This is a genomic window from Staphylococcus sp. HMSC62B09 (assembly GCF_001839115.1).
Taxonomy (GTDB): Bacteria; Bacillota; Bacilli; order Staphylococcales; family Staphylococcaceae; genus Staphylococcus; species Staphylococcus haemolyticus.
In genome coordinates this window covers 30,068-53,596 of the sequence record NZ_KV840107.1, presented here as the reverse complement: position 1 = coordinate 53,596, position 23,529 = coordinate 30,068, and the positions used below count along the sequence as shown (strand labels likewise).

The following is a 23,529-nucleotide window of genomic DNA, read 5'->3' as shown; positions in this document are numbered from 1 at the left end:
AACGCTTTCAAAATCAAATTATTATGTTACACTATTTTTATAAAGTATAACATATAAACAAACGATCAAGGGGTGCTTTAAATGTCAACAAATATTGCAATTAATGGTATGGGTAGAATAGGTAGAATGGTGTTAAGAATCGCATTACATAATGAAGATTTAAACGTTGTAGCGATTAACGCAAGCTATCCACCTGAAACAATTGCACATCTAATAAATTATGATACTACTCATGGTAGATTTGATAAAAAAGTAGAACCAATTGAGAACGGTATCCGTGTCGATGGACAAGATATTAAACTTGTTTCTGACCGTAATCCTGAAAATTTACCTTGGAAAGACTTAGACATTGATATTGTAATTGAAGCTACAGGTAAATTTAACCATGGAGATAAAGCAATAGGCCATATTAATGCAGGTGCTAAAAAAGTATTATTAACTGGTCCTTCTAAGGGTGGCCATGTACAAATGGTGGTTAAAGGGGTAAATGATAACCAATTAGATGTAGATACATATGACATTTTTAGTAATGCATCTTGTACAACTAACTGCATTGGTCCGGTAGCAAAAGTGCTTAATGATAAATTTGGCATCGTTAACGGTCTTATGACAACAGTACATGCGATTACTAACGATCAAAATAATATTGATAATCCGCATAAAGATTTACGTCGTGCACGTTCATGTAATGAAAGTATTATTCCAACTTCAACTGGCGCAGCTAAAGCTTTAAAAGAAGTACTTCCAGAATTAGAAGGTAAATTGCATGGCTTAGCTTTACGTGTGCCAACTAAAAACGTGTCACTTGTAGACTTAGTTGTAGATTTAAAAGAAGATGTTACAGCTGAACAAGTCAATGATGCATTCAGAAATGCTAGCCTAGATGGTATTCTTGATGTAGAAGACGCGCCACTAGTATCAATGGACTTCAATACAAATCCTAATTCAGCAGTTATTGACGCTCAAAACACAATTGTGATGGATGATAATAAAGTAAAAGTGATTGCATGGTATGATAATGAGTGGGGCTACTCAAATAGAGTAGTTGAAGTTGCTCAACAAATTGCTAAATTAATTGCCTCTGAAAATGTTGCAACGGCTAACTAAGAAGATATCACTATAAATTAAAACGAGACTGTTAAATCTTTTGACTAAGATTTGATAGTCTCGTATTTTATTTTTATGTGATTTTGTATTTAAACTTTCACACATTCTTGTCATTTAAGAAATATATTATGCATATAACTAGATTCTTATTAAGATACTTTTGTTTTAGTCTAATTTAAATGAGAATTAGACTTCTTTTGTCAAGAATGCTTTTATAGTATAATAAATCATAATCTATTCAAGAGGGTGAAGATATGAAATGCCCAAAATGTAGTTCAACACATTCGCGTGTAGTTGATTCTAGACATGCCGATGATGCAAATGCAATTAGAAGAAGAAGAGAATGCGAAAATTGTGGTACTCGATTTACGACGTTCGAACATATAGAAGTAAGTCCATTAATTGTAGTAAAAAAAGATGGAACTCGAGAACAATTTTTAAGAGAGAAAATTTTAAATGGTCTTGTTAGATCTTGTGAAAAGAGACCAGTACGTTATCAACAATTAGAAGATATTACTAATAAAGTTGAATGGCAGCTACGTGATAGCGGACAAACTGAAATATCTTCACGAGATATTGGTGAACATGTTATGAACCTGTTGATGCATGTCGATCAAGTTTCTTATGTGAGATTTGCTTCAGTTTATAAAGAGTTTAAAGATGTTGATCAATTGTTAGCATCAATGCAAGGTATCTTGAACGATAATAAACGGAGTGATATATAAATGAGTTTACAATCGTATGAGTATGGTTTGAGTCCACATGACGGTTTTAAAGTGTATCGTCAGTTCCAAATAAATCATAATCATTTGGAAATACTTAATAGATTGTATATGCCATTAATTGGCGCGCAAGCGATAGGTACATATCACTTTATGAACCAATTCGTGAATAGTGATGACACATTAACGCATTACACAATAATGAATGAATTGAAAATGAATTTATCAGAATTTAGACAGTATATGGATTTATTGGAAGCAATCGGTTTATTTAAAACATATGTAAAGCATGATGAACAACAATCATTTTTTATTTACGAATTGATACAGCCACCAACTGCCTATCAATTTTTTAATGATCCTATGTTATCAATTTATCTATATAACCAAGTCGATAAACAACGTTTTAAAAGCTTAAAAAATTATTTTAAAAAGCATGATTTTGATTTAAGTGGGTTTCAACAAGTAACTCGCAAGTTTACTGATGTTTTTAAAATTCCACACTCAAGCGTTACTATTGATGCTTCATCAATAAAAAAAGAAAAACCATATCATGGTATAGATTTATCCAATGTATCATTTGATTTTGAGATTTTAAAAGAAATGCTACGTCATCATTTTATTAGCGATGAAATTATAACTAAAGAAGCTAGAGATTTAATTGTTCAATTGGCTACATTGTATGGTTTAACAGAAGATGCTATGAAACGAATTATATTAAATTCTATTACAAGTAATCAACAATTATCATACGAAGAAATGAGAAAGCATGCGCGTTCGTATTATTTAATTGAACATAATCAACAATTACCTGAACTAGAGACTAAGGCTAGTAATCAAAATGAAGTGAATAGTAACAATCAATCTGTGTCTTCAAGTCAACCCACTTCAAATGATGATTGGTTTCAATTGTTAGAGGAAACAAGTCCAATAGATATGTTGGCGTCATGGTCAGAATCAGAACCAACATTTCAACAAAAGAAAATGATTGAAGAGTTAGTTGAAAGAGAAAAATTAAACTTTGGTGTAATTAATATTCTTTTACAATTTGTAATGCTAAAAAATGAGATGAAACTACCTAAAACATATATTTTAGAAATCGCATCTAATTGGAAAAAATTAGGTATTAAGACTGCAAAAGAAGCATATAACTATGCGTTAAAAGCAAATGAATCAAAATCAGAAAATAAAGGTAATGACCAACGTCAATCAAGAAAACGTTATTCAAAATCACGTGAGATTGTATCTAGAGAAAAAACACCTAAATGGTTAAAAAATAGAGGTCAAGAAAATACTGATAAAGAAACGACTAAAGAAGAACAAGAACAGTTTGAAAAGGAAAGAGCTGCGTTTCGTGAACAATTAAAACGCGATTGGGAGGAGGATTAAATGAAATCATTCAATAGTATTATCAAATCAAATGGCGATTTAGAAAAAAGAATTGCTAAAATAAAAAAACAAGTCGTCAACGATCCTGATGTTAAATCATTCTTAAATGAACATCAATCTGAATTAACCAATGAAATCATTGATAATGACTTAAATGTGTTACAAGAGTATAAAGATCAACAAAAAAATTATGATGGGCATGATTATGAAAATTGTCCAAACTTTGTTAAAGGTCATGTACCTGAATTATATATCGACAATAATAGAATTAAAATACGTTATAATATGTGCCCTTGCAAAATTAAACACGATGAAGAAAGATTTAATTCTCACTTAATCACATCACACCATATGCAACGTGATACATTAAACGCTAAGATGAAAGATATTTATGACACTGATTTGAACCGATTAGTTATTGCTAAAAATGTAAATGATATCTGTAAAAAATTAGTTAATGGAGAAAATGTAAAAGGAATGTATATTCACGGTCCATTTGGAACTGGGAAATCATTTATTCTAGGTGCAATTGCCAATCAACTTAAAGCTAAAAGTGTTGCTTCTACGATTGTTTATTTACCTGAATATATTCGCACGCTAAAAAGTGGTTTCAGAGATGGTAGTTATGAAACAAAGTTACAACGAATACGAGAGGCAAATATATTAATGATAGATGATATAGGTGCGGAAGAAGTAACACCTTGGGTTAGAGATGAAGTAATTGGACCATTACTACACTATCGCATGGTTCAAGAACTACCAACGTTTTTCTCATCCAATTTAAATTTTGATGAGCTAGAACATCATTTATCTATCACACGTGAAGGTGCGGAAGAAACAAAAGCTGCTAGAATTATTGAAAGAATTAAATCTTTATCAACGCCATATTATTTGGATGGTAAAAATTTAAGAAACAATTGAAATTTAAAATAACTATTGTATAATTAAGATAAATCTTAATCGTTGAAATAATTGAAGATATGATAATTTAATCCATGTTATACAGCGAGCTAATAAATGATGAGAGATTAGCTAACAAATTAAATTATTACTCCTTCATCATTAGGTGTTGGTAATCAATGCCCGGCTCAAGACCGTTATCTTAAGTAGAGATATTTAGCTATTGCTAAATAACTAGGGTGGTACCACGACGAACTCGTCCCTTTTTTAGGGGCGAGTTTTTTTATTTCAACGAAATTAGAATTTATTTATGGAGGTTTTATAATGGATCAAATAAATGTTCAATTCCCAGATGGTAATTCGAAAGCGTTTGATAAAGGCGTAACAACTGAAGAAATTGCACAATCAATTAGCCCTGGATTAAGAAAAAAAGCGGTTGCTGGTAAATATAATAATCAAATGGTTGATTTAACTAGACCATTAGAAGAAGATGGTTCAATTGAAATTGTGACTCCAGGTAGTGATGAAGCGCTTGAAGTTTTACGTCATTCTACTGCCCATTTAATGGCCCAAGCTTTAAAACGTTTATATGGGGATGTTAAGTTTGGAGTTGGCCCTGTTATAGACGGTGGGTTCTATTATGATTTTGATATGGATGAAAAGGTTTCGTCAGATGACTTTGAAAAAATTGAAAAAACGATGAAACAAATTGTTGATGAAAATCATAAAATTGAACGTAAAGTTGTATCAAGAGAAGAAGCTAAATCATTCTTCAAAGATGATCCTTATAAATTGGAATTAATTGACGCTATACCTGAAGATGAAAGTGTTACTTTATATTCACAAGGTGAATTTACTGATTTATGCCGTGGTGTACACGTTCCTTCAACTTCAAAAATCAAAGAATTTAAATTACTTTCAACTGCCGGTGCATATTGGCGCGGGGATAGCAATAACAAAATGTTACAGCGTATTTATGGTACAGCATTCTTTGATAAAAAAGATTTGAAAGCACATTTAGAGATGCTTGAAGAACGTCGTGAGCGTGATCATCGTCGAATTGGTAAAGATTTAGAGCTTTTCACTAACAATCAATTAGTAGGTGCAGGTCTTCCATTATGGTTGCCTAATGGTGCTACAATCCGTAGAGAAATTGAACGTTATATAGTTGATAAAGAGGTAAGTATGGGTTATGACCACGTATATACTCCAGTGTTAGCAAATGTAGAGTTATACAAAACTTCTGGACACTGGGATCATTATAGAGATGATATGTTCCCACCAATGAAATTAGACGAAACAGAAGAAATGGTATTACGACCTATGAATTGTCCACATCATATGATGGTCTATAATAATCGTCCTCATTCTTATCGTGAACTACCTATCCGTATTGCAGAATTAGGAACTATGCACAGATATGAAGCCAGTGGTGCTGTATCAGGATTACAACGTGTACGTGGAATGACATTAAACGATTCACACATATTCGTTAGACCTGATCAAATTAAAGATGAATTTAAACGTGTTGTTAACATGATTCAAGAAGTATATAGTGACTTTGGCTTTGAAGATTACACATTCAGATTAAGTTACAGAGATCCAGAAGATAAAGAGAAGTATATGGATGATGATGAAATGTGGAACAAAGCTGAGACTATGTTAAAAGAAGCAGTCGATGAAATGGGATTACCATATGTTGAAGCAATTGGTGAAGCAGCATTCTATGGTCCAAAACTGGATGTTCAAGTTAAGACTGCTATGGGTAAAGAAGAAACTTTATCAACTGCTCAAATTGATTTCTTATTGCCAGAACGTTTTGAACTAACATACATCGGTAGCGATGGTGAAAATCATCGTCCAGTAGTTATTCATCGTGGCGTAGTTTCAACTATGGAACGATTTGTAGCGTTCTTAACTGAAGAAACTAAGGGTGCATTCCCAACTTGGTTAGCACCTAAACAAGTTGAAATAATACCTGTTAATGTTGACTTACATTATGACTATGCTAGAAATTTACAAGATGAATTAAAATCACAAGGTGTACGTGTAGAAATTGATGACCGTAATGAAAAAATGGGATACAAAATTCGTGAAGCACAAATGCAAAAAATACCTTATCAAATAGTTGTTGGTGATAAAGAAGTTGAAAACAATCAAGTCAATGTACGTAAATACGGTTCTCAAGATCAAGAAACAGTTGAAAAAGATGAATTTATTTGGAGTTTAGTAGATGAAATTCGTTTGAAAAAACATAGATAGTCTTGATAAAAATGATAGCTTAATGTATATTACTATATAGTTAATTAAAAAAGAGTTAGAGGTTGCGTCTTTAATTATTAACACTTCAGAAGTTATTAAGGAACGTATGTTGAAAGTGTGGAAGGTAAAGATGCCGAAATGAATGATAACCTTAATTATCATTTGTTGGGACAGTTATCGAATAGAAACTGTACTGTCACAATTTGTGATGTGCTACCGACATAGATTAAGCAGATGGTTGCATATCAAAAGGTATGCAACCATTTTTTTATGCTTTAAAGAATTATAAACTATTTGGAAGTATAATTTGAATGCGTTCATAATCATCGCATAACACAACAAAACTATTTTAGTTAGCCTCTACTGTAAGAAAGGGAGCTTCTATGAAAAAAGTCGAAAATCAAGATGATGGAATCAAAAGAGGACTGAAGGACCGCCATATTTCTATGATAGCAATGGGTGGTTGTATCGGTACCGGATTATTTATGACCTCTGGGGGAGCAATACACGATGCAGGGGCACTAGGTGCTTTAATTGCATATGCGATTATTGGAGCTATGGTATTCTTCCTCATGACATCTTTAGGTGAAATGGCAACGTATTTACCAGTGTCTGGTTCATTTAGTACTTACGCAACACGTTTTGTAGATCCATCATTAGGATTTGCGTTAGGTTGGAACTATTGGTTTAACTGGGTTATTACAGTTGCAGCAGATGTAACCATTGCTGCACAAGTCATTCAATATTGGACACCTATGGCTGGTATTCCAGCATGGGTTTGGAGTTGTATATTCTTAGTTATTATATTCGCACTAAACTCTTTATCTGTTAGAGTTTATGGTGAAAGTGAATATTGGTTCGCTTTAATCAAAGTTGTAACAGTCATTATCTTTATCATTATTGGTCTTTTAACGATACTAGGTATTATGGGTGGAGAATTTGTAGGTTTCGAGACATTTACGAAAGGTGACGGACCAATACTAGGTGGTAACTTAGGTGGGAGTTTATTATCAATACTAGGCGTCTTCCTAGTTGCTGGATTCTCATTCCAAGGTACAGAATTAATTGGTATTACAGCTGGAGAATCTGAAAATCCAGAACGCGCTGTACCTAAAGCTATTAAACAAGTATTCTGGAGAATATTATTATTCTACATATTAGCAATATTTGTTATAGGTATGTTAATCCCTTACGATAGTAATGCATTGATGGGTGGCGATGATAATATTGCGACTTCTCCATTTACACTCGTGTTTAAAAATGCAGGGTTAGCTTTTGCGGCATCATTTATGAATGCAGTTATTTTAACATCAGTATTATCAGCAGGTAATTCAGGTATGTATGCCTCAACACGAATGCTTTATTCGATGAGTAAAGATAAATTAGCTTTTCGTTCGTTTGGTAAAACGAATAAATATGGTGTTCCTTATCTATCACTAGTTGGAACAGCGATTTTAGTAGTTATTATTTTCTTAGTGCAAAAACTAAGTGGTGATGCATATGAGTATATAGTTGCTGCTAGTGGTATGACTGGCTTTATCGCATGGGTAGGTATTGCAATTAGTCATTACAGATTTAGAAGAGCTTTCGAAAAACAACATCATAGTAAAAGGGAATTGAAGTATAAAGCTAAATGGTTCCCATTCGGTCCTATATTCGCAGGCTTGCTCTGTGTTATTGTCATAATTGGGCAAGATGTTGATTTTATTAAAACAGGTCATTTCGATTTAAATCGCTTCATTATCACATATATGGGAATCCCAGTTTTCTTAGTATTCTTTATTTATCATAAATTGAGATATAAAACGAAGATAATTCCATTAGATAATGTAGATTTAAGACAAGATGTTTCAATGGATGAAGTAAAACATCACTAATATTAAAATAATTGTTGACTTATATGATATACACTGATATGATTATTAACGTTGAATACGAAACGTACCAAGTAGAAACACCCGTTTCTCACCTGTAGCGACGCTTAAAGCAGTTGGCAGGTCAATCATGTCACACATAAATGTGTATGAGAGAAGAGCGGGCATAATTTGTCCGCTCTTTTTGCTTGGAAAATTTCGTAAAATTTTGGGAGGTGTCAACCATAGCAAAAGATCAAACGCAAGTTAACGAAAAGATTCGCGCTAAAGAATTACGTTTAATTGGCCAAAATGGTGACCAAATTGGTGTTAAATCAAAACGAGAAGCATTAGAAATGGCTGAACGTGTTGAATTAGATTTAGTAGTTGTAGCACCAAATGCTAAACCACCTGTTGCAAGAATTATGGATTATGGTAAGTACAAATTCGAACAGCAGAAAAAAGAAAAAGAAATGAAAAAGAAACAAAAAGTTATCAATGTTAAAGAAATACGCCTAAGTCCAACTATTGAGGAACATGATTTCCAAACTAAGTTGAAAAATGGTCGTAAATTCTTATCTAAAGGCGATAAATGTAAAGTTTCTATTCGTTTCAGAGGTCGTGCAATCACTCATAAGGAAATTGGTCAGCGCGTATTAGAAAAATTCGCTGACGAATGTAAAGATATTGCCACTGTTGAACAGAAACCTAAAATGGAAGGGCGTCAAATGTTTATCATGTTAGCGCCTATTAACGAAAAATAATTCACTATTATTAGGAGGAAATGAATCATGCCAAAAATGAAAACTCACCGCGGAGCAGCTAAACGTGTTAAAAGAACTGGTTCAGGCCAATTAAAACGTTCAAGAGCTTTCACATCACACTTATTTGCAAATAAAAATACTAAACAAAAACGTAAATTACGTAAAGCTAAATTAGTTTCTAAAAGCGATATGAAACGAGTAAAACAATTATTAGCTTATAAAAAATAATTGTAATTGATAAATGAACGATAATTAATTGTTATATCTAAGGAGGAATTTAATATGCCACGAGTTAAAGGTGGAACAGTAACAAGAGCACGTCGTAAAAAAACGATTAAATTAGCTAAAGGTTACTTCGGTGCTAAACACACACTATATAAAGTAGCAAAACAACAAGTAATGAAATCAGGTCAATACGCTTTCCGTGACCGTCGTCAACGTAAACGTGATTTCCGTAAATTATGGATTACACGTATTAACGCAGCTGCACGTCAACATGACATGAGCTATTCAAGATTAATGAATGGCTTGAAAAAAGCTGACATCAATATTAACCGTAAAATGCTTTCTGAAGTTGCTATTTCAGATGAAAAAGCTTTCGCAGAGTTAGTATCAAAAGCTAAAGAAGCTTTAAAATAATTAACTTTTCCGAGCCTGTGACATAATCTAATGTCTCAGGCTATAATTATATATTGGCAACAGTTGCTTGAATTAAATTTTCATTTGTAACAAGTTTTTAATTCTAAACAACTTTGTCGGGGTGGGATGATGAAATGAATTTTTAAAAATATTATTTCTGTTCCACTCCTTTTTTATTTTAACCATCAGGTGAATAGGACATTATTAATTTATGCACTTTTATTTGTTGTTTAATGATTTAGTTTGATAAAATGCTAATTAAGAAACTAGTGTAAGGAGAACATTATGTCTAAATATGATGAACAAATAATAGTAGTATCAAGAGATATCCTTTTTGAACAAGAGTCAATTGCTTTTAACGGCTTTTTAACTAAAAATGATCCACAAGGTAAAGCGATATTTAATACTTTTTCTAATTATGAAGTTAAAAGACGTGGAGATATGGAAGAAGATCCTTCGTATAAACAATTAATATCATATTGTCTTTTAGAAAATGAGAAAAATGAAATATTAGTATACAAAAGATTAAGTGGTGGTGGAGAGTCACGTTTACATGGTCAATCTTCTATCGGTGTAGGTGGACACATGAATGATGTGATTGGCGCAAGTTCTGTAAATGAAGTTTTAAGGGTAAATGCTCAAAGAGAGCTAGAAGAAGAAGTCGGTTTATTAGAAGCTAATTCTCAGAATTTGGAATATATAGGTTTTATAAATGATGATACAAACGATGTGGGTAAAGTACATATAGGTGTAGTCTTTAAAATTAAAGTTAACTCAAATGATATTGAAGTACGTGAAACAGATACATTAAAAATTCAATGGTTAGAAAAAGAGCGTATTGGTAATTATGATGAATTTGAAACATGGAGTGCATTAATTTTAAAAGATTTATAGGAGGGATACAACATGTCAGACATCATCCCTTTTCCAAAACTACAGCAAAAATTGTATAAAGATATTAAATCATCTCATAACAGTCAACATTACGAAACGGTATATCAATTAATTGAAGATTATGAAGCACAATTTGAACTAGATGAGACATTAGCCTTAATTAAATGTGATATGTTATATCATTTGAATTCGTTTTTGGAGTTAAGAGAAGAAGCTATTGTACTTTTAAAAAGAGGTATTCAAGCGTATGATGAGTTAATGTTATATTATATCAAGGCGTTAAATGGCTTAGGTCAGTATTATGAGTCTGTAAATGTTATCAATCAAATTATAGACGAAGTTCAAAGTCACAAAACAAGAATGGCGTTATTTCCATTAAAAGAATATGCTCAATCTCAACTCAATGAAGATAAACATATCACAAGCCAATCATTGGCTAAATTTAATACACTCAATTTGAATGAACAAATACAATTAGTTCTTAAATTAATTGATAATGGGCATTATGAATTTAAAGAAACTATAGCCTTTTTATTATCTAATGAGGTTGAGGCAGATAATTTAAAAAGTTTAATGCTAGAATTTTTAAGATTTGCTGGCTACAATATACCAATTAATATTAACAAGATGAATTATACAGTTAACGTTATTCCTAATGAGCTTAATGGTTTGGAACATACTGAACTTAAAACTCAAGTAATTCCTCGAGTAATTGATAAACTAGAAAATGGAGCACTCAATATCATTGATGAAGCAATACATACCATGAATAATCATGCTATATTACTATATCCACTCAATATATTCGATTTATACACCTGTGATGATTGGATTACTGGTTATGATGTTTACTTTAAATCAATGATTGGTATACAAACTAATAAAGGAAATGTAAAAATATTAAATTTTATTAATAGTCTTGATGGTCAACTTTGAGCAAATTATTTTATATTGTTAAATTAATTCGTTAAAGTTAGATTATTGAATTTTAAAAGTGTTTTAAGCCCTATAAAAGACTGTTTGTGTCCGTATAGGACGTGTGCTATAATAGGGAAGTTGAAAAAATAAAAATGTAATCATGGAGGTATTTATACATGACAGCAACTTGGGAAAAAAAGGAAGGTAACGAAGGATTATTAAAAGTTACAGTTCCAGCAGAAAAAGTAGACAAAGCATTAGATCAAGCATTTAAAAAAGTAGTTAAACAAATTAACGTGCCTGGTTTCCGTAAAGGTAAAGTGCCTCGTCCTATCTTTGAACAACGTTTCGGTGTAGAAGCATTATATCAAGATGCAGTAGATATTCTATTACCTGAAGCATATGGTGAAGCTATTGATGAAACTGGAATCAATCCAGTAGCTCAACCAGAAATTAATGTTACACAAATTGAAAAAGGTAAAGATTTTGAATTTGAAGCTACTGTAACTGTTGAACCTGAAGTTCAATTAGGTGATTACAAAGGTTTAGAAATAGAAAAACAAGATTCAGAATTAACTGATGAAGATTTACAAGAAGCAATTGACCACAGCCTTGGACACTTAGCTGATATGGTAGTTAAAGAAGATGGTGCTGTTGAAAATGGAGATACAGTAAACATTGACTTTGATGGCTATGTTGATGGTGAGCAATTTGAAGGTGGACAAGCAGATGGTTATGATCTTGAAATTGGCTCAGGCTCATTTATTCCTGGATTTGAAGATCAATTAGTAGGCGTTAAAACAGGTGAAGAAAAAGATGTAGTTGTAACTTTCCCTGAAGAATATCATGCTGAAGAATTAGCTGGCAAAGAAGCTACTTTCAAAACTAAAGTAAATGAAATTAAATATAAAGAAGTACCTGAATTAGATGATGAAATTGCAAATGAATTAGACTCAGATGCTAACAGTGTTGATGAGTACAAAGAAAACTTACGCAAACGTTTATCAGAACAAAAAGCTGAGGAAGCTGAAAATGTTGAAAAAGAAGAAGCAATTAATAAAGCAACTGATAATGCTACAATCGATATTCCTCAAGCAATGATTGACACTGAATTAGATCGTATGGTTCAAGAATTTGGTCAAAGAATCCAACAACAAGGATTAGATTTACAAACTTACTTCCAAATTTCAGGTCAAGATGAATCTCAATTAAGAGAACAAATGAAAGATGATGCAGAACAACGCATTAAAACAAACTTAACACTTTCAGCTATTGCCGATAAAGAAAATATTGAAGCAAATGATGAAGATATCGAAAAAGAATTAGAAAAAATGAGTAAACAATTTAATATCTCAGTTGAAGATATTAAAAATACTTTAGGTAATACTGACATTATTAAAAATGATGTACGTATCCAAAAAGTAATTGACTTACTTAGAGACAATGCTAAATACGTTGAATCTACTAAAGAAGATAAATAATAATTCATTGTTAAATTAATAATTAAAATTTAAAGTAGCAGGTGCATCAATATATGTAACCTGCTACTCTATATTTTAAGCATTTTAGTTGTTAACCATGAATTTGCATTGTAGAATGCTATCTAGTATAGTCGTTTAAGAATAGAGGTGTAAATGAATGTTTAAATTCAATGAAGATGAAGAAAATTTAAAATGTTCTTTCTGTGGTAAAGACCAAGACCAAGTTAAGAAATTAGTCGCAGGAAGTGGCGTATATATCTGTAATGAGTGTATCGAACTATGTTCAGAAATTGTAGAAGAAGAATTAGCTCAAACGACTTCTGAAGAGTTTACTGAACTGCCTACACCGAAAGAAATTATGGATCATTTAAATGAATATGTTATTGGTCAAGAAAAAGCTAAAAAATCTTTAGCAGTTGCCGTATATAATCACTATAAACGTATCCAACAATTAGGACCTAATGAAGATGAAGTTGAATTACAAAAAAGTAATATTGCTTTAATAGGACCAACTGGTAGCGGTAAAACATTATTAGCACAAACATTAGCTAAAACTTTAAACGTTCCATTTGCTATTGCAGATGCTACAAGTTTAACTGAAGCAGGTTACGTTGGTGACGATGTAGAAAATATTTTACTACGATTAATTCAAGCAGCTGACTTCGATATTGATAAAGCTGAAAAAGGGATTATCTATGTTGATGAAATTGATAAGATTGCTAGAAAATCTGAAAACACATCAATTACGCGTGATGTATCTGGTGAAGGTGTTCAACAAGCCTTACTTAAAATTTTAGAGGGTACGACTGCAAGTGTGCCCCCACAAGGTGGACGTAAACATCCCAACCAAGAATTAATACAAATTGATACAACAAATATCTTATTCATTCTAGGTGGTGCTTTTGATGGCATCGATGAAGTAATTAAACGTCGCTTAGGAGAAAAAGTGATTGGATTTGCAAGTAATGAAGCGGATAAATACGATGAGGAAGCATTGTTAGAACAAATTCGCCCAGAAGATTTACAATCATATGGTTTAATTCCTGAGTTTATTGGTCGTGTGCCAATAGTTGCTAACTTAGAAACATTAGATGTAGAAGCGCTTAAAAACATTTTAACGCAACCTAAGAACGCTTTAGTAAAACAATATACTAAAATGTTAGAACTTGATAATGTTGAGTTAGAATTTACCGAAGAAGCATTAGCTGCGGTAAGTGAGAAAGCTATTGAGCGTAAAACAGGAGCACGTGGATTACGTTCTATTATTGAAGAAGCATTAATCGATATTATGTATGATGTTCCTTCATCAGAAGACGTAACTAAAGTTGTTATTACTGATAAAACAATTAATGATGAAGTTGACCCAGAATTATACGATTCTGAAGGTAACTTATTGAATGATAGTAAAACATCAGCATAATATAAGTTATTTAAGTTTGAGTACGCTCTGTAAAGATTGCGCCGAACAAGTGAAATGTTTTTTAGATCCTATAAACAATTAAAGTTGGAGTGGAACATCGAATTCTATTTGAATTCTGTTCTGCTCCTTTTTTAATTAAAAAATTGCTTATTTAGATATAATGAAATATATATTATAATGAAACAGTTAAATTTAATTACAAAAGAGAGGATAATTTATGAATATTAATCCTAATAACATTGATTTGATTATAAGTGCTGTACAAGAGGCTCAATATCCTGATACAGGTTTATCTGAAGTGGCATTAAGTGGACGTTCAAACGTTGGTAAATCTTCTTTCATTAATAGTATGATTGGCAGAAAAAATATGGCTCGCACGTCGCAACAACCAGGTAAAACACAAACATTAAATTTCTTTAATATTGATGATCAATTAATATTTGTCGACGTCCCTGGATATGGCTATGCAAAAGTGAGTAAATCACAACGCGAGAAATTTGGTAAAATGATTGAAGAATATTTGACTAAGAGAGAGAGTTTAAAGCTAGTCATTCAACTAGTTGACTTACGACACAATCCAACTGAAGATGATGTTTTAATGTATAATTACTTAAAACATTTTGATATACCTACACTAGTTATTTGTACTAAAGAGGACAAGATTGCAAAGGGTAAGATTCAAAAGCATATTAAAAATATTAAAGAGAAATTAGATTTAGATCCAGATGATACGATTATTAGTTACTCATCAATTCAAAATACAAAGCAGCAACAAATATGGGATTTAATTGCTGATTATTTATAATTATTTTAATCTAAGCAGGGGTCAAACTTCTGTTTAGATTTTTTAATGGGATAAGTGTCAAAATTTTGACTTCAAATTAGAATCTTTCTAATTTGTTTGAGCAATCAACTTAAAATCATTAAATAATGTGTTATAATATCAGTATTGTTAGTATTTGGAGGGCGTTATAAATGCATTTTATTGCTATAAGTATAAATCATCGCACTGCTGATGTAGCACTTAGAGAGCAAGTAGCTTTTAGAGATGATGCCTTGCGATTAGCCCATGAAGATTTGTTCGAAACTAAATCTATTTTAGAGAACGTCATTTTATCTACATGTAATCGTACTGAAGTATATGCTATTGTTGATCAAATTCACACAGGTCGTTACTATATTCAAAGATTTTTAGCGCGTTCATTTGGATTTGATGTAGATGATATAAAAAATATGTCAGAAGTTAAAGTGGGGGACGAAGCAGTTGAACATTTACTGCGAGTCACTTCTGGCTTAGATTCAATTGTATTAGGTGAAACTCAAATTCTTGGACAAATGAGAGATGCATTCTTTTTAGCTCAAGACATTCAAACAACTGGTACAATTTTTAATCATTTATTTAAACAGGCTATTACTTTCGCTAAAAAAGCTCATAATGAGACTGACATAGCAGATAATGCTGTGAGTGTTTCATATGCAGCAGTTGAATTAGCTAAAAAGGTATTTGGTAAACTAAAAGGTAAACGAGCTATTATTATAGGTGCAGGGGAAATGAGTGAATTATCACTCTTAAATTTATTAGGTTGTGGCATTGATGATATTACTGTCGTTAATAGAACTGAAACTAATGCGTATAAATTAGCAACGAAGCACGACGTAAATTATAATAAACTTGAGTCATTACCAACTCTTTTGACTAATGCTGATATTGTTATCAGTTCAACAAGTTCGCCAGATTTTATTGTTACAAAATCTATGATTGAGTCGGTCAATCTTAATAGAAAAGCTTCTTCATTATTGTTAATAGACATTGCGGTTCCTAGAGATATCGAACCAAATGTTAATATCAGCGAAAATATTTTCAGCTATGACGTGGATGATCTTAAAGGTTTAGTTGATGCTAACTTGCGAGAACGTCAGATGGCAGCTGACTTTATAGCAAGTCAGATTCCTGATGAAGTCCAGGCTCATAATGATTGGGTAAATATGTTAGGTGTTGTACCTGTAATTAGAGCATTGCGTGAAAAAGCAATGACAATCCAGTCAGAAACAATGGATAGTATTGATAGAAAGCTACCTGATCTTAGTGATAGAGAACGTACAATCATTTCGAAACATACTAAAAGTATTATTAATCAAATGTTGAAAGATCCAATAAAACAGGCCAAAGAATTGAGTAATGATAAGAGAAGTAATGAAAAATTAGAGCTATTTCAAAACATATTTGATATTGATGCTGCAGACCCTTACGAGGATATTAAAGCTCGTAAAGCACAAAAAGAAAAAGAAGTTTCTATCCGTCACATCTTTAGTTTTGAATAAGCATATTAATATGGTGATAATATGCAAGAGACCCTGTTTATTAGATTTCATGAAATAATATTAATTATATATTTAATTAGTATTCTCTGTTATTTTATAGATTTCGTTAAAAAGAGTCATAAAATTAGAGAATTAGGAATTTATACATTAGGGATTGTTTGGATATTGCAAACAATCTCTTTGTCTGTTTATATCACTTCGCATAATCAAATTCCGGTGAGTTCATTATTTGATGTATTTTTCTTTTTATCATGGATAATTATATGTATAGCACTGGTTTTAAATGTAGTTAAAGTATTAAGTTTTTCAGTATTCTTTCTCAATGTTATTGGATTTATATTATTGATGATGAATACTTTTCAACCTGAACATTACTCAACAAATGTGCAACGTATTACAGTTATAAATGAATTGTTATTAGTGCATATAGGCTTAGCGGTATTAAGTTATGCTCTTTTTGCATTAGCTTTTGTAAATTCATTACTTTATATTATTCAATACCGCAATTTAAGGGAAAAGAATTTTGATCAAAAATACTTTAGAATTGGTAGCGTAGCCACACTTGAAACGGTTGTGTTTTATTCATCTTTAAGTGGTTTCATTATTTTAATTTTGAGTATTATTTTAGGCGCACAGTGGGGTGTCTATGCAATTGGACATAGTATTTTTGCTGACCCTAAAGTAGTACTATCTTCTATTATTACAATTTTTTACGCTATTTATCTACTAAGTCGTATTAATCGATGGTTTAAAACAATTTATTTAATTTACTTTAATATTATGTTATTTTGCTTATGCATGATTAATCTATTTTTCACAACACATTTCACTTAAAATTTCAAATGTCATTAGGAGGCAACAATTATGCGCAAATTGGTTGTAGGCTCACGTAGAAGTAAGCTTGCCTTAACTCAGAGTCAACAATTTATAGATAAGTTAAAAGCGGTGGATCCAACCCTTGAAATAGAAATTAAGGAGATTGTCACTAAAGGTGACCGCATCGTAAATAAACAATTATCTAAAGTGGGCGGTAAAGGACTATTTGTTAAAGAAATCCAACAAGAACTTTTTGACAAAGAAATTGACATGGCAATACACTCACTTAAAGATGTACCAAGTATCATTCCTGAAGGTTTAACAATAGGTTGCATACCTGATAGAGAAGTTCCATTTGATGCTTATATTTCTAATAATCATATACCTTTAAATGAATTACCGGATGGTAGTATTATTGGTACGAGTTCATTAAGACGTGGTGCTCAAATTTTATCTAAATATCCAAACTTAGAAATTAAATGGATAAGAGGAAATATTGACACTCGACTTAAAAAATTAGAAACAGAAGATTATGATGCAATTATTTTAGCTGCTGCAGGACTTAGACGTATGGGTTGGTCAGATGATATTGTAACGACATATCTGGACAAAGATATTTTATTACCAGCTATTGGACAAGGTGCATTAGGTATAGAGTGTCGTAGTGATGATGTCGAACTATTGGAATTATTAAGTAAAGTTCATAATCAAGCAGTAGCGAATTGTGTTATAGCTGAAAGAACATTCCTTTCAGCTATGGATGGTAGTTGTCAAGTACCTATTGGAGGGTATGCAACTAATAAGGAGAATGGTGAAATTGAATTTACTGGGTTAATTATGACTCCAGACGGTACAAAGAGATATGAGCACACAGAAGTTGGTAAAAATCCTGTTGATTTAGGTGAAACAGTCAGCCGTGTTTTAAAAGAGCAGGGTGCCTATGAAATAATCAAAAAACTAAATGAAGAACAAGCGCATTAAACCATATTGTTGAGGTGTAATGAAATATGAAACCAGTTGTAGCTATGACGCAATCGAGTGAATTTAATAGTGATTTAGTGGAAATAATGCATAAGCCATTTATAGAAATTCAATCACTTGAATTTGATACTCAAGTTTTGCATCATAAATATGACTGGATTATTTTTTCTTCTAAAAATGCGGTTCGCATATTTTATAAATATTTAAATCAATTAGATGTTAAATATGTAGCTGTCATTGGAAAGAAAACTGCCGAACTTTGTGAAGCGCTTAAAATTAATGTTGATTTTATACCTAATGACTACTCTCAAGAAGGATTTTTGAATCAGTTTAAAAAGAATCAACAAAGCATTCTCATACCAAGTAGTGCTGAAGCGCGTCCAAAACTCCAACATACATTAGCACAAAATAATATAGTGACTAAAATCGATTTATATAAACCTATTCCTAATGATAGGAATATTAGAGAAGTCATTCAATTGATAGAACATCATAAAGTTCATGCGGTAACATTTTCAAGTTCTTCTGCAGTAAAAGCGTATATAAGGCATGACGTTCCTTGTGGTTTTGATAAGTATGTTGCTATTGGGGCCCAAACTGCAAACACATTACGAAAGAACGGTCTCAACCCATTAATAGCTAATAAACAAACTTCGGAATCACTTATAAATAAAATTATTGAAAGTTGGTATAATAATGAAATTTGATAGACATAGACGATTACGCTCATCAGAGTCAATGCGTAATTTAGTTAGAGAAAACCATGTTAGAAAAGAAGATTTAATTTATCCAATATTCGTAGTTGAAAAAGATAATGTAAAAAGTGAGATTAAATCACTTCCAGGCGTTTACCAAATTAGCTTGAATTTATTAGATGATGAAATAAATGAGGCATATGAACTAGGAATTAGAGCAATCATGTTCTTTGGTGTACCAAATTCTAAAGATGACGTAGGTTCTGGTGCATATGATCATAATGGTATTATCCAAGAAGCAACAAGAAAGGCTAAAGAATTGCATAAAGATTTATTAATTGTAGCAGACACATGTTTATGTGAATATACAGATCATGGACATTGTGGTGTTATTGATGATCATACTCATGATGTAGATAATGATAAATCATTACCTTTACTTGTGAAAACAGCTATCTCACAAGTTGAAGCGGGTGCAGACATTATAGCACCAAGTAATATGATGGACGGTTTTGTTACAGAAATTCGTAAAGGTCTAGATGATGCCGGTTATTACAATATTCCAATTATGAGTTATGGTATCAAATATGCATCAAGTTTCTTTGGTCCATTTAGAGATGCGGCTGATTCTGCACCTTCTTTTGGTGACAGAAAGACTTACCAAATGGACCCATCGAATCGTTTGGAAGCGTTTCGCGAACTTGAAAGTGACTTAAAAGAGGGCGCAGATATGATGATAGTAAAACCTGCGCTAAGTTATTTAGATATTGTAAGAGATGTTAAAAACAATACAAATATTCCTGTTATTGTTTATAACGTAAGTGGTGAGTATGCAATGACAAAAGCAGCAGCACAAAATGGTTGGATAGATGAAGAACGTGTTGTTATGGAACAAATGGTTTCAATGAAACGTGCAGGTGCAGATATGATTATTACTTACTTTGCGAAAGATATTTGTCATTACTTAGATAAATAATTAATTTTAGGAGGATTTTGATATGGGTTACGAGAAATCGATTGAAGCGATGAAAATAGCTGAAAATTTAATGCCAGGTGGCGTTAATAGTCCTGTAAGAGCATTTAAATCTGTTGATACACCAGCGATTTTTATGGATCAAGCAAAAGGATCAAGAATTTATGATATCGATGGTAACGAGTATATTGACTATGTATTAAGCTGGGGACCTTTAATTCTAGGACATAAAAACGAACAAGTTATAAAAAAACTACATGAGGCTGTTGATAGAGGAACAAGCTTCGGAGCATCTACATTAGAAGAAAACAAACTTGCAGAATTAGTAATCGAACGCGTACCATCAATTGAAAAAGTGCGTATGGTTTCATCAGGAACTGAGGCAACGTTAGCAGCGTTAAGATTGGCTCGTGGTTATACTGGAAGAAATAAGATTATAAAATTTGAAGGCTGTTATCACGGTCATAGTGATTCCTTATTAATTAAAGCGGGTTCTGGAGTTGCAACACTAGGATTACCAGACTCACCTGGTGTCCCAGAAGGTACTGCTAAGAATACGATTACAGTTCCGTATAATGATTTAGAAGCAATTAAAATTGCTTTTGAAAATTATGGAGATGATATCGCTGGAATTATCGTAGAACCAGTTGCTGGTAATATGGGCGTTGTACCTCCTAAAGATGGCTTCCTACAAGGGTTACGTGAGATTACAAATGACTATGGTGCGCTATTAATATTCGATGAGGTAATGACAGGTTTCCGAGTAGGGTACAATTGTGCGCAAGGTTACTTTGGTGTTACACCAGATCTTACATGTTTAGGTAAAGTTATTGGTGGTGGATTACCAGTAGGTGCGTTTGGTGGTAGAAAAGAGATTATGGACAAAGTTGCTCCAGTTGGAAATATTTATCAAGCTGGAACATTATCCGGGAATCCATTAGCAATGACGAGTGGTTACGAAACTCTAAGTCAATTAACGCCTGAATCTTATGAGTATTTCCAAGAATTAGGTGATATCTTAGAAGAAGGACTTAAAAAAGTATTTAGCAAACATAATGTCCCAATTACTATTAATCGAGCTGGATCTATGATTGGATACTTCTTAAATGAAGGACCAGTAACTAACTTTGAAGAAGCAAATAAAAGTAATTTAGAATTGTTCAGTCAAATGTATCGTGAAATGGCTAAAGAAGGCGTATTCCTACCACCTTCTCAATTTGAAGGAACATTCTTATCTACAGCACATAGTAAAGAAGACATTGAAAAAACAATCCAAGCATTTGATACTGCTTTAAGTCGTATTGTATAATGTTATGAAATAGAATGAGGTTAGGACTTTCAACTCGATGACGTCTTAACCTCATTTTTAATGAAAGAAGTGGCCGCATAATGAAAAATGTATGGATCAATAACTTTATTCTATTAGTGACTGCTGTTGTTATTAGTTTGTTATTACATGTTGCGCATGTTTTTTTACCATTTATGTTTGGTCCTATTATTGCATCGATAATTGTCATTAAAGTATTTAAATTAGAGGTCAAATGGCCATTCTGGCTTAGTCAAATTGGATTGATTCTCTTAGGGGTACAAATTGGATCAACATTTACGTCTGAAGTGTTGCATGATATTAAAAATGATTGGTTGATAATTGTTGTTATTACACTATTACTATTAGTTTTATCTCTATTGATCGCCTTCTTTTTCAAAAAAATAGCAAGAGTAAACACTGAGACAGCAATATTAAGTGTCATTCCAGGTGCTTTAAGTCAAATGCTAATTATGGCAGAGGAAAATAAAAAGGCAAATATTCTCGTAGTGAGTTTAACTCAAACGTCTCGCGTTATATTTGTCGTGATATTAGTACCCTTAATTTCTTATTTCTTTAGTAGTGATAGTGGAAATGAAACAACTTCTATTAAATCACCTCCATTAACGGAAGTACTAAACTTATCGCAAGTAATACTATTAATTTGTTGTATTGCAATCATTTATAGTCTTATGGCTAAAATCAATTTTCCTACCAAGCAATTATTGGCTCCTATTGTCGTGTTAGTAATTTGGAATTTAACTACACATCACATATTTACATTAGATAATTATATTCTTGCTTCTGCACAAGTGATTTATATGATTAGAATTGGATTGCAGATTGCCAATTTACTTTCCGATTTAAAAGGTCGAATTGCCGTTGCAATCATTTATCAAAATATCTTTCTAATCATTGGATCATTTATCATGGTATATATTGTGCACATATTTACAAATAATAATATTAATGAGTTGTTTTTGGGCGGAGCGCCAGGAGGTATGAGTCAAATTGTTTTAGTTGCTATGGCAACGGGGGCGGATGTAGCAATGATTTCTAGTTTCCACATATTTAGAATCTTTTTTATTTTATTTGTAGTAGCCCCTATCATTGGCTTTTTCTTACGTGGCGGTATTTTAAAATTTCATCAAAAAAGATAGATTGTGTCATGCAAAGTTTAAGCGTTAGTAATTTTAATATTAAAGAGGGTTGATAAAACCTTTACCTACAATTACTTTTCGACTTATTTCTTAAATTGCACTCTATGGTACAACCTATATAAATTATTATGAAGGTTTAGATGGACATCCTTTCAAATGGGCATCATATAAACCTGCCGCTTCTAAAAATGAAAAAACAGTTACTGGTCCTAAAAATTTAAAACCATATTTTTTTAAGTCTTTAGATAATTGTTTAGCACGATCATCAACAGTAATTCTTTCTGAGGCAGTTGTATAGTTCAAATCTATAGGTTGATGATTAACATATGACCAAAGGAAATTACTAAAACTACCAAAATCCTTTTCTATTTCAAAATAACCTTGTGCTTGTGATACAATCGCTTCTAACTTTTTACGATTATGAACAATGTTAGGAAATTCCATTAAATTATCTATATCTTTCGTAGATAGCTGAGCAATTTTGCTTGGCTCAAAGTTGTAAAATGCTTGTTCATAAGATTGTTTCTTTTTTAAAATGGTTAGCCAAGATAACCCAGCATGTTGAGATTCTAAAGCCATTAGCTTAAATAAGGCTTTGCTATCATATATGGGTTGTCCCCATACATTGTCATGATAATCTAAGTAAGTCGGGTCTTTTGTACTAAATGCACATTCATTCATAAATATACCTCCAAGAGATTGACTTATCACGATTTCCATTATACTATAATTAAGTAATGAAATATATTATTGGGAAGAGTAAGTTTGAATGATAGCACAGAGAGCATATGGTTGGTGTAAATATGTATAACATTCAATCTGAAGGTAGCCCACTTGAACTTTTATTGAATCATTTATTAGTAGATAAAAGCGTGATTGAGCGTTAATCAAATTAAGTGCAGGTATATTAATTTATACTTGAATTTA

Annotated in this window: 22 protein-coding genes, 1 riboswitch and 2 other annotated features (1 of these 25 running past the window's edge); of the genes, 21 read left to right on the top strand and 1 reads right to left on the bottom strand. The window is 32.0% G+C overall.

All coding sequences use genetic code 11. The annotated features are described in order from the left end of the window. Nucleotides 1-81: 81 nt before the first annotated feature. The 21 genes from gap (at nt 82) to HMPREF3265_RS02425 (ending at nt 22,602) form a co-directional block, all read left to right on the top strand. Nucleotides 82-1,107 (top strand): type I glyceraldehyde-3-phosphate dehydrogenase, encoded by a 1,026-nt coding sequence (gap, locus tag HMPREF3265_RS02525; protein WP_070860970.1) that lies wholly within the window; start codon nt 82-84, stop codon nt 1,105-1,107. Between the two features lie 254 nt (nt 1,108-1,361). Continuing rightward, the gene (nrdR, locus tag HMPREF3265_RS02520; RefSeq protein ID WP_037551021.1) at nt 1,362-1,832 is read left to right on the top strand and encodes a transcriptional regulator NrdR; all 471 of its coding nucleotides are present in this window, start codon (nt 1,362-1,364) and stop codon (nt 1,830-1,832) included. Beyond that, nucleotides 1,833-3,218 carry a replication initiation and membrane attachment family protein gene (locus HMPREF3265_RS02515; protein WP_070441142.1) on the top strand — a complete coding sequence of 462 codons (1,386 nt, stop codon included), beginning with the start codon at nt 1,833-1,835 and terminating at the stop codon, nt 3,216-3,218. Continuing rightward, the gene (gene dnaI, locus HMPREF3265_RS02510) at nt 3,219-4,139 is read left to right on the top strand and encodes a primosomal protein DnaI (RefSeq protein WP_053024752.1); all 921 of its coding nucleotides are present in this window, start codon (nt 3,219-3,221) and stop codon (nt 4,137-4,139) included. 303 nt (nt 4,140-4,442) lie between these two features. Next, nucleotides 4,443-6,380, top strand: a complete 1,938-nt coding sequence (gene thrS / locus HMPREF3265_RS02505; protein WP_070441139.1) for a threonine--tRNA ligase — start codon at nt 4,443-4,445, stop codon at nt 6,378-6,380. Nucleotides 6,381-6,428: 48 nt separating this feature from the next. After that, nucleotides 6,429-6,604, top strand: a riboswitch (Lysine riboswitch). 159 nt (nt 6,605-6,763) lie between these two features. After that, nucleotides 6,764-8,257 (top strand): amino acid permease, encoded by a 1,494-nt coding sequence (locus HMPREF3265_RS02500; protein ID WP_070441136.1) that lies wholly within the window; start codon nt 6,764-6,766, stop codon nt 8,255-8,257. A 63-nt stretch (nt 8,258-8,320) separates the two neighbouring features. Beyond that, nucleotides 8,321-8,447, top strand: a sequence feature (ribosomal protein L20 leader region). A 22-nt stretch (nt 8,448-8,469) separates the two neighbouring features. Then, entirely contained in the window at nt 8,470-8,997 is a 528-nt protein-coding gene (infC, locus tag HMPREF3265_RS02495; protein ID WP_029376631.1) for a translation initiation factor IF-3, read from the top strand. A 27-nt stretch (nt 8,998-9,024) separates the two neighbouring features. Continuing rightward, nucleotides 9,025-9,225, top strand: coding sequence for a 50S ribosomal protein L35 (rpmI, locus tag HMPREF3265_RS02490; protein WP_002448990.1), 201 nt, complete (start codon nt 9,025-9,027; stop codon nt 9,223-9,225). 54 nt (nt 9,226-9,279) lie between these two features. Further along, a complete protein-coding gene (gene rplT / locus HMPREF3265_RS02485) occupies nt 9,280-9,636 on the top strand; it encodes a 50S ribosomal protein L20 (RefSeq protein ID WP_011275545.1) in 357 nt (118 codons plus the stop codon). Nucleotides 9,637-9,921: 285 nt separating this feature from the next. Next, nucleotides 9,922-10,530, top strand: a complete 609-nt coding sequence (locus HMPREF3265_RS02480; protein WP_070860969.1) for an NUDIX domain-containing protein — start codon at nt 9,922-9,924, stop codon at nt 10,528-10,530. Between the two features lie 12 nt (nt 10,531-10,542). Further along, on the top strand, nt 10,543-11,466 hold the full coding sequence (locus tag HMPREF3265_RS02475) for a hypothetical protein (RefSeq protein ID WP_070485020.1): 924 nt from the start codon (nt 10,543-10,545) through the stop codon (nt 11,464-11,466). A 158-nt stretch (nt 11,467-11,624) separates the two neighbouring features. Further along, nucleotides 11,625-12,929, top strand: a complete 1,305-nt coding sequence (gene tig, locus HMPREF3265_RS02470; protein WP_070860968.1) for a trigger factor — start codon at nt 11,625-11,627, stop codon at nt 12,927-12,929. Nucleotides 12,930-13,086: 157 nt separating this feature from the next. Continuing rightward, nucleotides 13,087-14,349: an ATP-dependent Clp protease ATP-binding subunit ClpX gene (clpX, locus tag HMPREF3265_RS02465; protein ID WP_033080133.1), complete on the top strand. Its 1,263-nt coding sequence runs from the start codon at nt 13,087-13,089 to the stop codon at nt 14,347-14,349. Between the two features lie 217 nt (nt 14,350-14,566). Next, a complete protein-coding gene (yihA, locus tag HMPREF3265_RS02460) occupies nt 14,567-15,154 on the top strand; it encodes a ribosome biogenesis GTP-binding protein YihA/YsxC (protein WP_070580861.1) in 588 nt (195 codons plus the stop codon). Nucleotides 15,155-15,324: 170 nt separating this feature from the next. Next, nucleotides 15,325-16,671 (top strand): glutamyl-tRNA reductase, encoded by a 1,347-nt coding sequence (hemA, locus tag HMPREF3265_RS02455; protein WP_070441121.1) that lies wholly within the window; start codon nt 15,325-15,327, stop codon nt 16,669-16,671. A 21-nt stretch (nt 16,672-16,692) separates the two neighbouring features. Continuing rightward, nucleotides 16,693-17,505: a cytochrome c biogenesis protein gene (gene ccsA / locus HMPREF3265_RS02450; protein ID WP_070441118.1), complete on the top strand. Its 813-nt coding sequence runs from the start codon at nt 16,693-16,695 to the stop codon at nt 17,503-17,505. A 30-nt stretch (nt 17,506-17,535) separates the two neighbouring features. Next, a complete protein-coding gene (hemC, locus tag HMPREF3265_RS02445; protein ID WP_070441115.1) occupies nt 17,536-18,468 on the top strand; it encodes a hydroxymethylbilane synthase in 933 nt (310 codons plus the stop codon). A gap of 26 nt (nt 18,469-18,494) precedes the next feature. Further along, complete coding sequence (locus HMPREF3265_RS02440; RefSeq protein ID WP_070441112.1) at nt 18,495-19,175, top strand: uroporphyrinogen-III synthase; 681 nt, start codon at nt 18,495-18,497, stop codon at nt 19,173-19,175. Beyond that, nucleotides 19,165-20,139 (top strand): porphobilinogen synthase, encoded by a 975-nt coding sequence (gene hemB / locus HMPREF3265_RS02435; protein ID WP_070860967.1) that lies wholly within the window; start codon nt 19,165-19,167, stop codon nt 20,137-20,139. Before HMPREF3265_RS02440 ends, hemB begins: the two co-directional genes overlap by 11 nt. A gap of 22 nt (nt 20,140-20,161) precedes the next feature. Next, nucleotides 20,162-21,445 carry a glutamate-1-semialdehyde 2,1-aminomutase gene (hemL, locus tag HMPREF3265_RS02430; protein ID WP_070580857.1) on the top strand — a complete coding sequence of 428 codons (1,284 nt, stop codon included), beginning with the start codon at nt 20,162-20,164 and terminating at the stop codon, nt 21,443-21,445. A gap of 80 nt (nt 21,446-21,525) precedes the next feature. Then, nucleotides 21,526-22,602, top strand: coding sequence for an AbrB family transcriptional regulator (locus HMPREF3265_RS02425; RefSeq protein ID WP_070860966.1), 1,077 nt, complete (start codon nt 21,526-21,528; stop codon nt 22,600-22,602). A gap of 126 nt (nt 22,603-22,728) precedes the next feature. On the opposite strand, the gene HMPREF3265_RS02420 is transcribed toward HMPREF3265_RS02425, so the two are convergent. Beyond that, entirely contained in the window at nt 22,729-23,283 is a 555-nt protein-coding gene (locus HMPREF3265_RS02420; protein WP_053024744.1) for a DNA-3-methyladenine glycosylase I, read from the bottom strand. Nucleotides 23,284-23,339: 56 nt separating this feature from the next. After that, nucleotides 23,340-23,529, top strand: a binding site (T-box leader) (it continues 29 nt past the right edge of the window).

What these genes read in the sequence shown, in the direction of transcription:
- gap (WP_070860970.1), top strand. Translation starts at nt 82, where the DNA reads ATGTCAACAAATATTGCAATTAATGGTATGGGTAGAATAGGTAGAATG.
- nrdR (WP_037551021.1), top strand. Translation starts at nt 1,362, where the DNA reads ATGAAATGCCCAAAATGTAGTTCAACACATTCGCGTGTAGTTGATTCT.
- HMPREF3265_RS02515 (WP_070441142.1), top strand. Translation starts at nt 1,833, where the DNA reads ATGAGTTTACAATCGTATGAGTATGGTTTGAGTCCACATGACGGTTTT.
- dnaI (WP_053024752.1), top strand. Translation starts at nt 3,219, where the DNA reads ATGAAATCATTCAATAGTATTATCAAATCAAATGGCGATTTAGAAAAA.
- thrS (WP_070441139.1), top strand. Translation starts at nt 4,443, where the DNA reads ATGGATCAAATAAATGTTCAATTCCCAGATGGTAATTCGAAAGCGTTT.
- HMPREF3265_RS02500 (WP_070441136.1), top strand. Translation starts at nt 6,764, where the DNA reads ATGAAAAAAGTCGAAAATCAAGATGATGGAATCAAAAGAGGACTGAAG.
- rpmI (WP_002448990.1), top strand. Translation starts at nt 9,025, where the DNA reads ATGCCAAAAATGAAAACTCACCGCGGAGCAGCTAAACGTGTTAAAAGA.
- rplT (WP_011275545.1), top strand. Translation starts at nt 9,280, where the DNA reads ATGCCACGAGTTAAAGGTGGAACAGTAACAAGAGCACGTCGTAAAAAA.
- HMPREF3265_RS02480 (WP_070860969.1), top strand. Translation starts at nt 9,922, where the DNA reads ATGTCTAAATATGATGAACAAATAATAGTAGTATCAAGAGATATCCTT.
- HMPREF3265_RS02475 (WP_070485020.1), top strand. Translation starts at nt 10,543, where the DNA reads ATGTCAGACATCATCCCTTTTCCAAAACTACAGCAAAAATTGTATAAA.
- tig (WP_070860968.1), top strand. Translation starts at nt 11,625, where the DNA reads ATGACAGCAACTTGGGAAAAAAAGGAAGGTAACGAAGGATTATTAAAA.
- clpX (WP_033080133.1), top strand. Translation starts at nt 13,087, where the DNA reads ATGTTTAAATTCAATGAAGATGAAGAAAATTTAAAATGTTCTTTCTGT.
- yihA (WP_070580861.1), top strand. Translation starts at nt 14,567, where the DNA reads ATGAATATTAATCCTAATAACATTGATTTGATTATAAGTGCTGTACAA.
- hemA (WP_070441121.1), top strand. Translation starts at nt 15,325, where the DNA reads ATGCATTTTATTGCTATAAGTATAAATCATCGCACTGCTGATGTAGCA.
- ccsA (WP_070441118.1), top strand. Translation starts at nt 16,693, where the DNA reads ATGCAAGAGACCCTGTTTATTAGATTTCATGAAATAATATTAATTATA.
- hemC (WP_070441115.1), top strand. Translation starts at nt 17,536, where the DNA reads ATGCGCAAATTGGTTGTAGGCTCACGTAGAAGTAAGCTTGCCTTAACT.
- HMPREF3265_RS02440 (WP_070441112.1), top strand. Translation starts at nt 18,495, where the DNA reads ATGAAACCAGTTGTAGCTATGACGCAATCGAGTGAATTTAATAGTGAT.
- hemB (WP_070860967.1), top strand. Translation starts at nt 19,165, where the DNA reads ATGAAATTTGATAGACATAGACGATTACGCTCATCAGAGTCAATGCGT.
- hemL (WP_070580857.1), top strand. Translation starts at nt 20,162, where the DNA reads ATGGGTTACGAGAAATCGATTGAAGCGATGAAAATAGCTGAAAATTTA.
- HMPREF3265_RS02425 (WP_070860966.1), top strand. Translation starts at nt 21,526, where the DNA reads ATGAAAAATGTATGGATCAATAACTTTATTCTATTAGTGACTGCTGTT.
- HMPREF3265_RS02420 (WP_053024744.1), bottom strand. Translation starts at nt 23,283, where the DNA reads ATGAATGAATGTGCATTTAGTACAAAAGACCCGACTTACTTAGATTAT.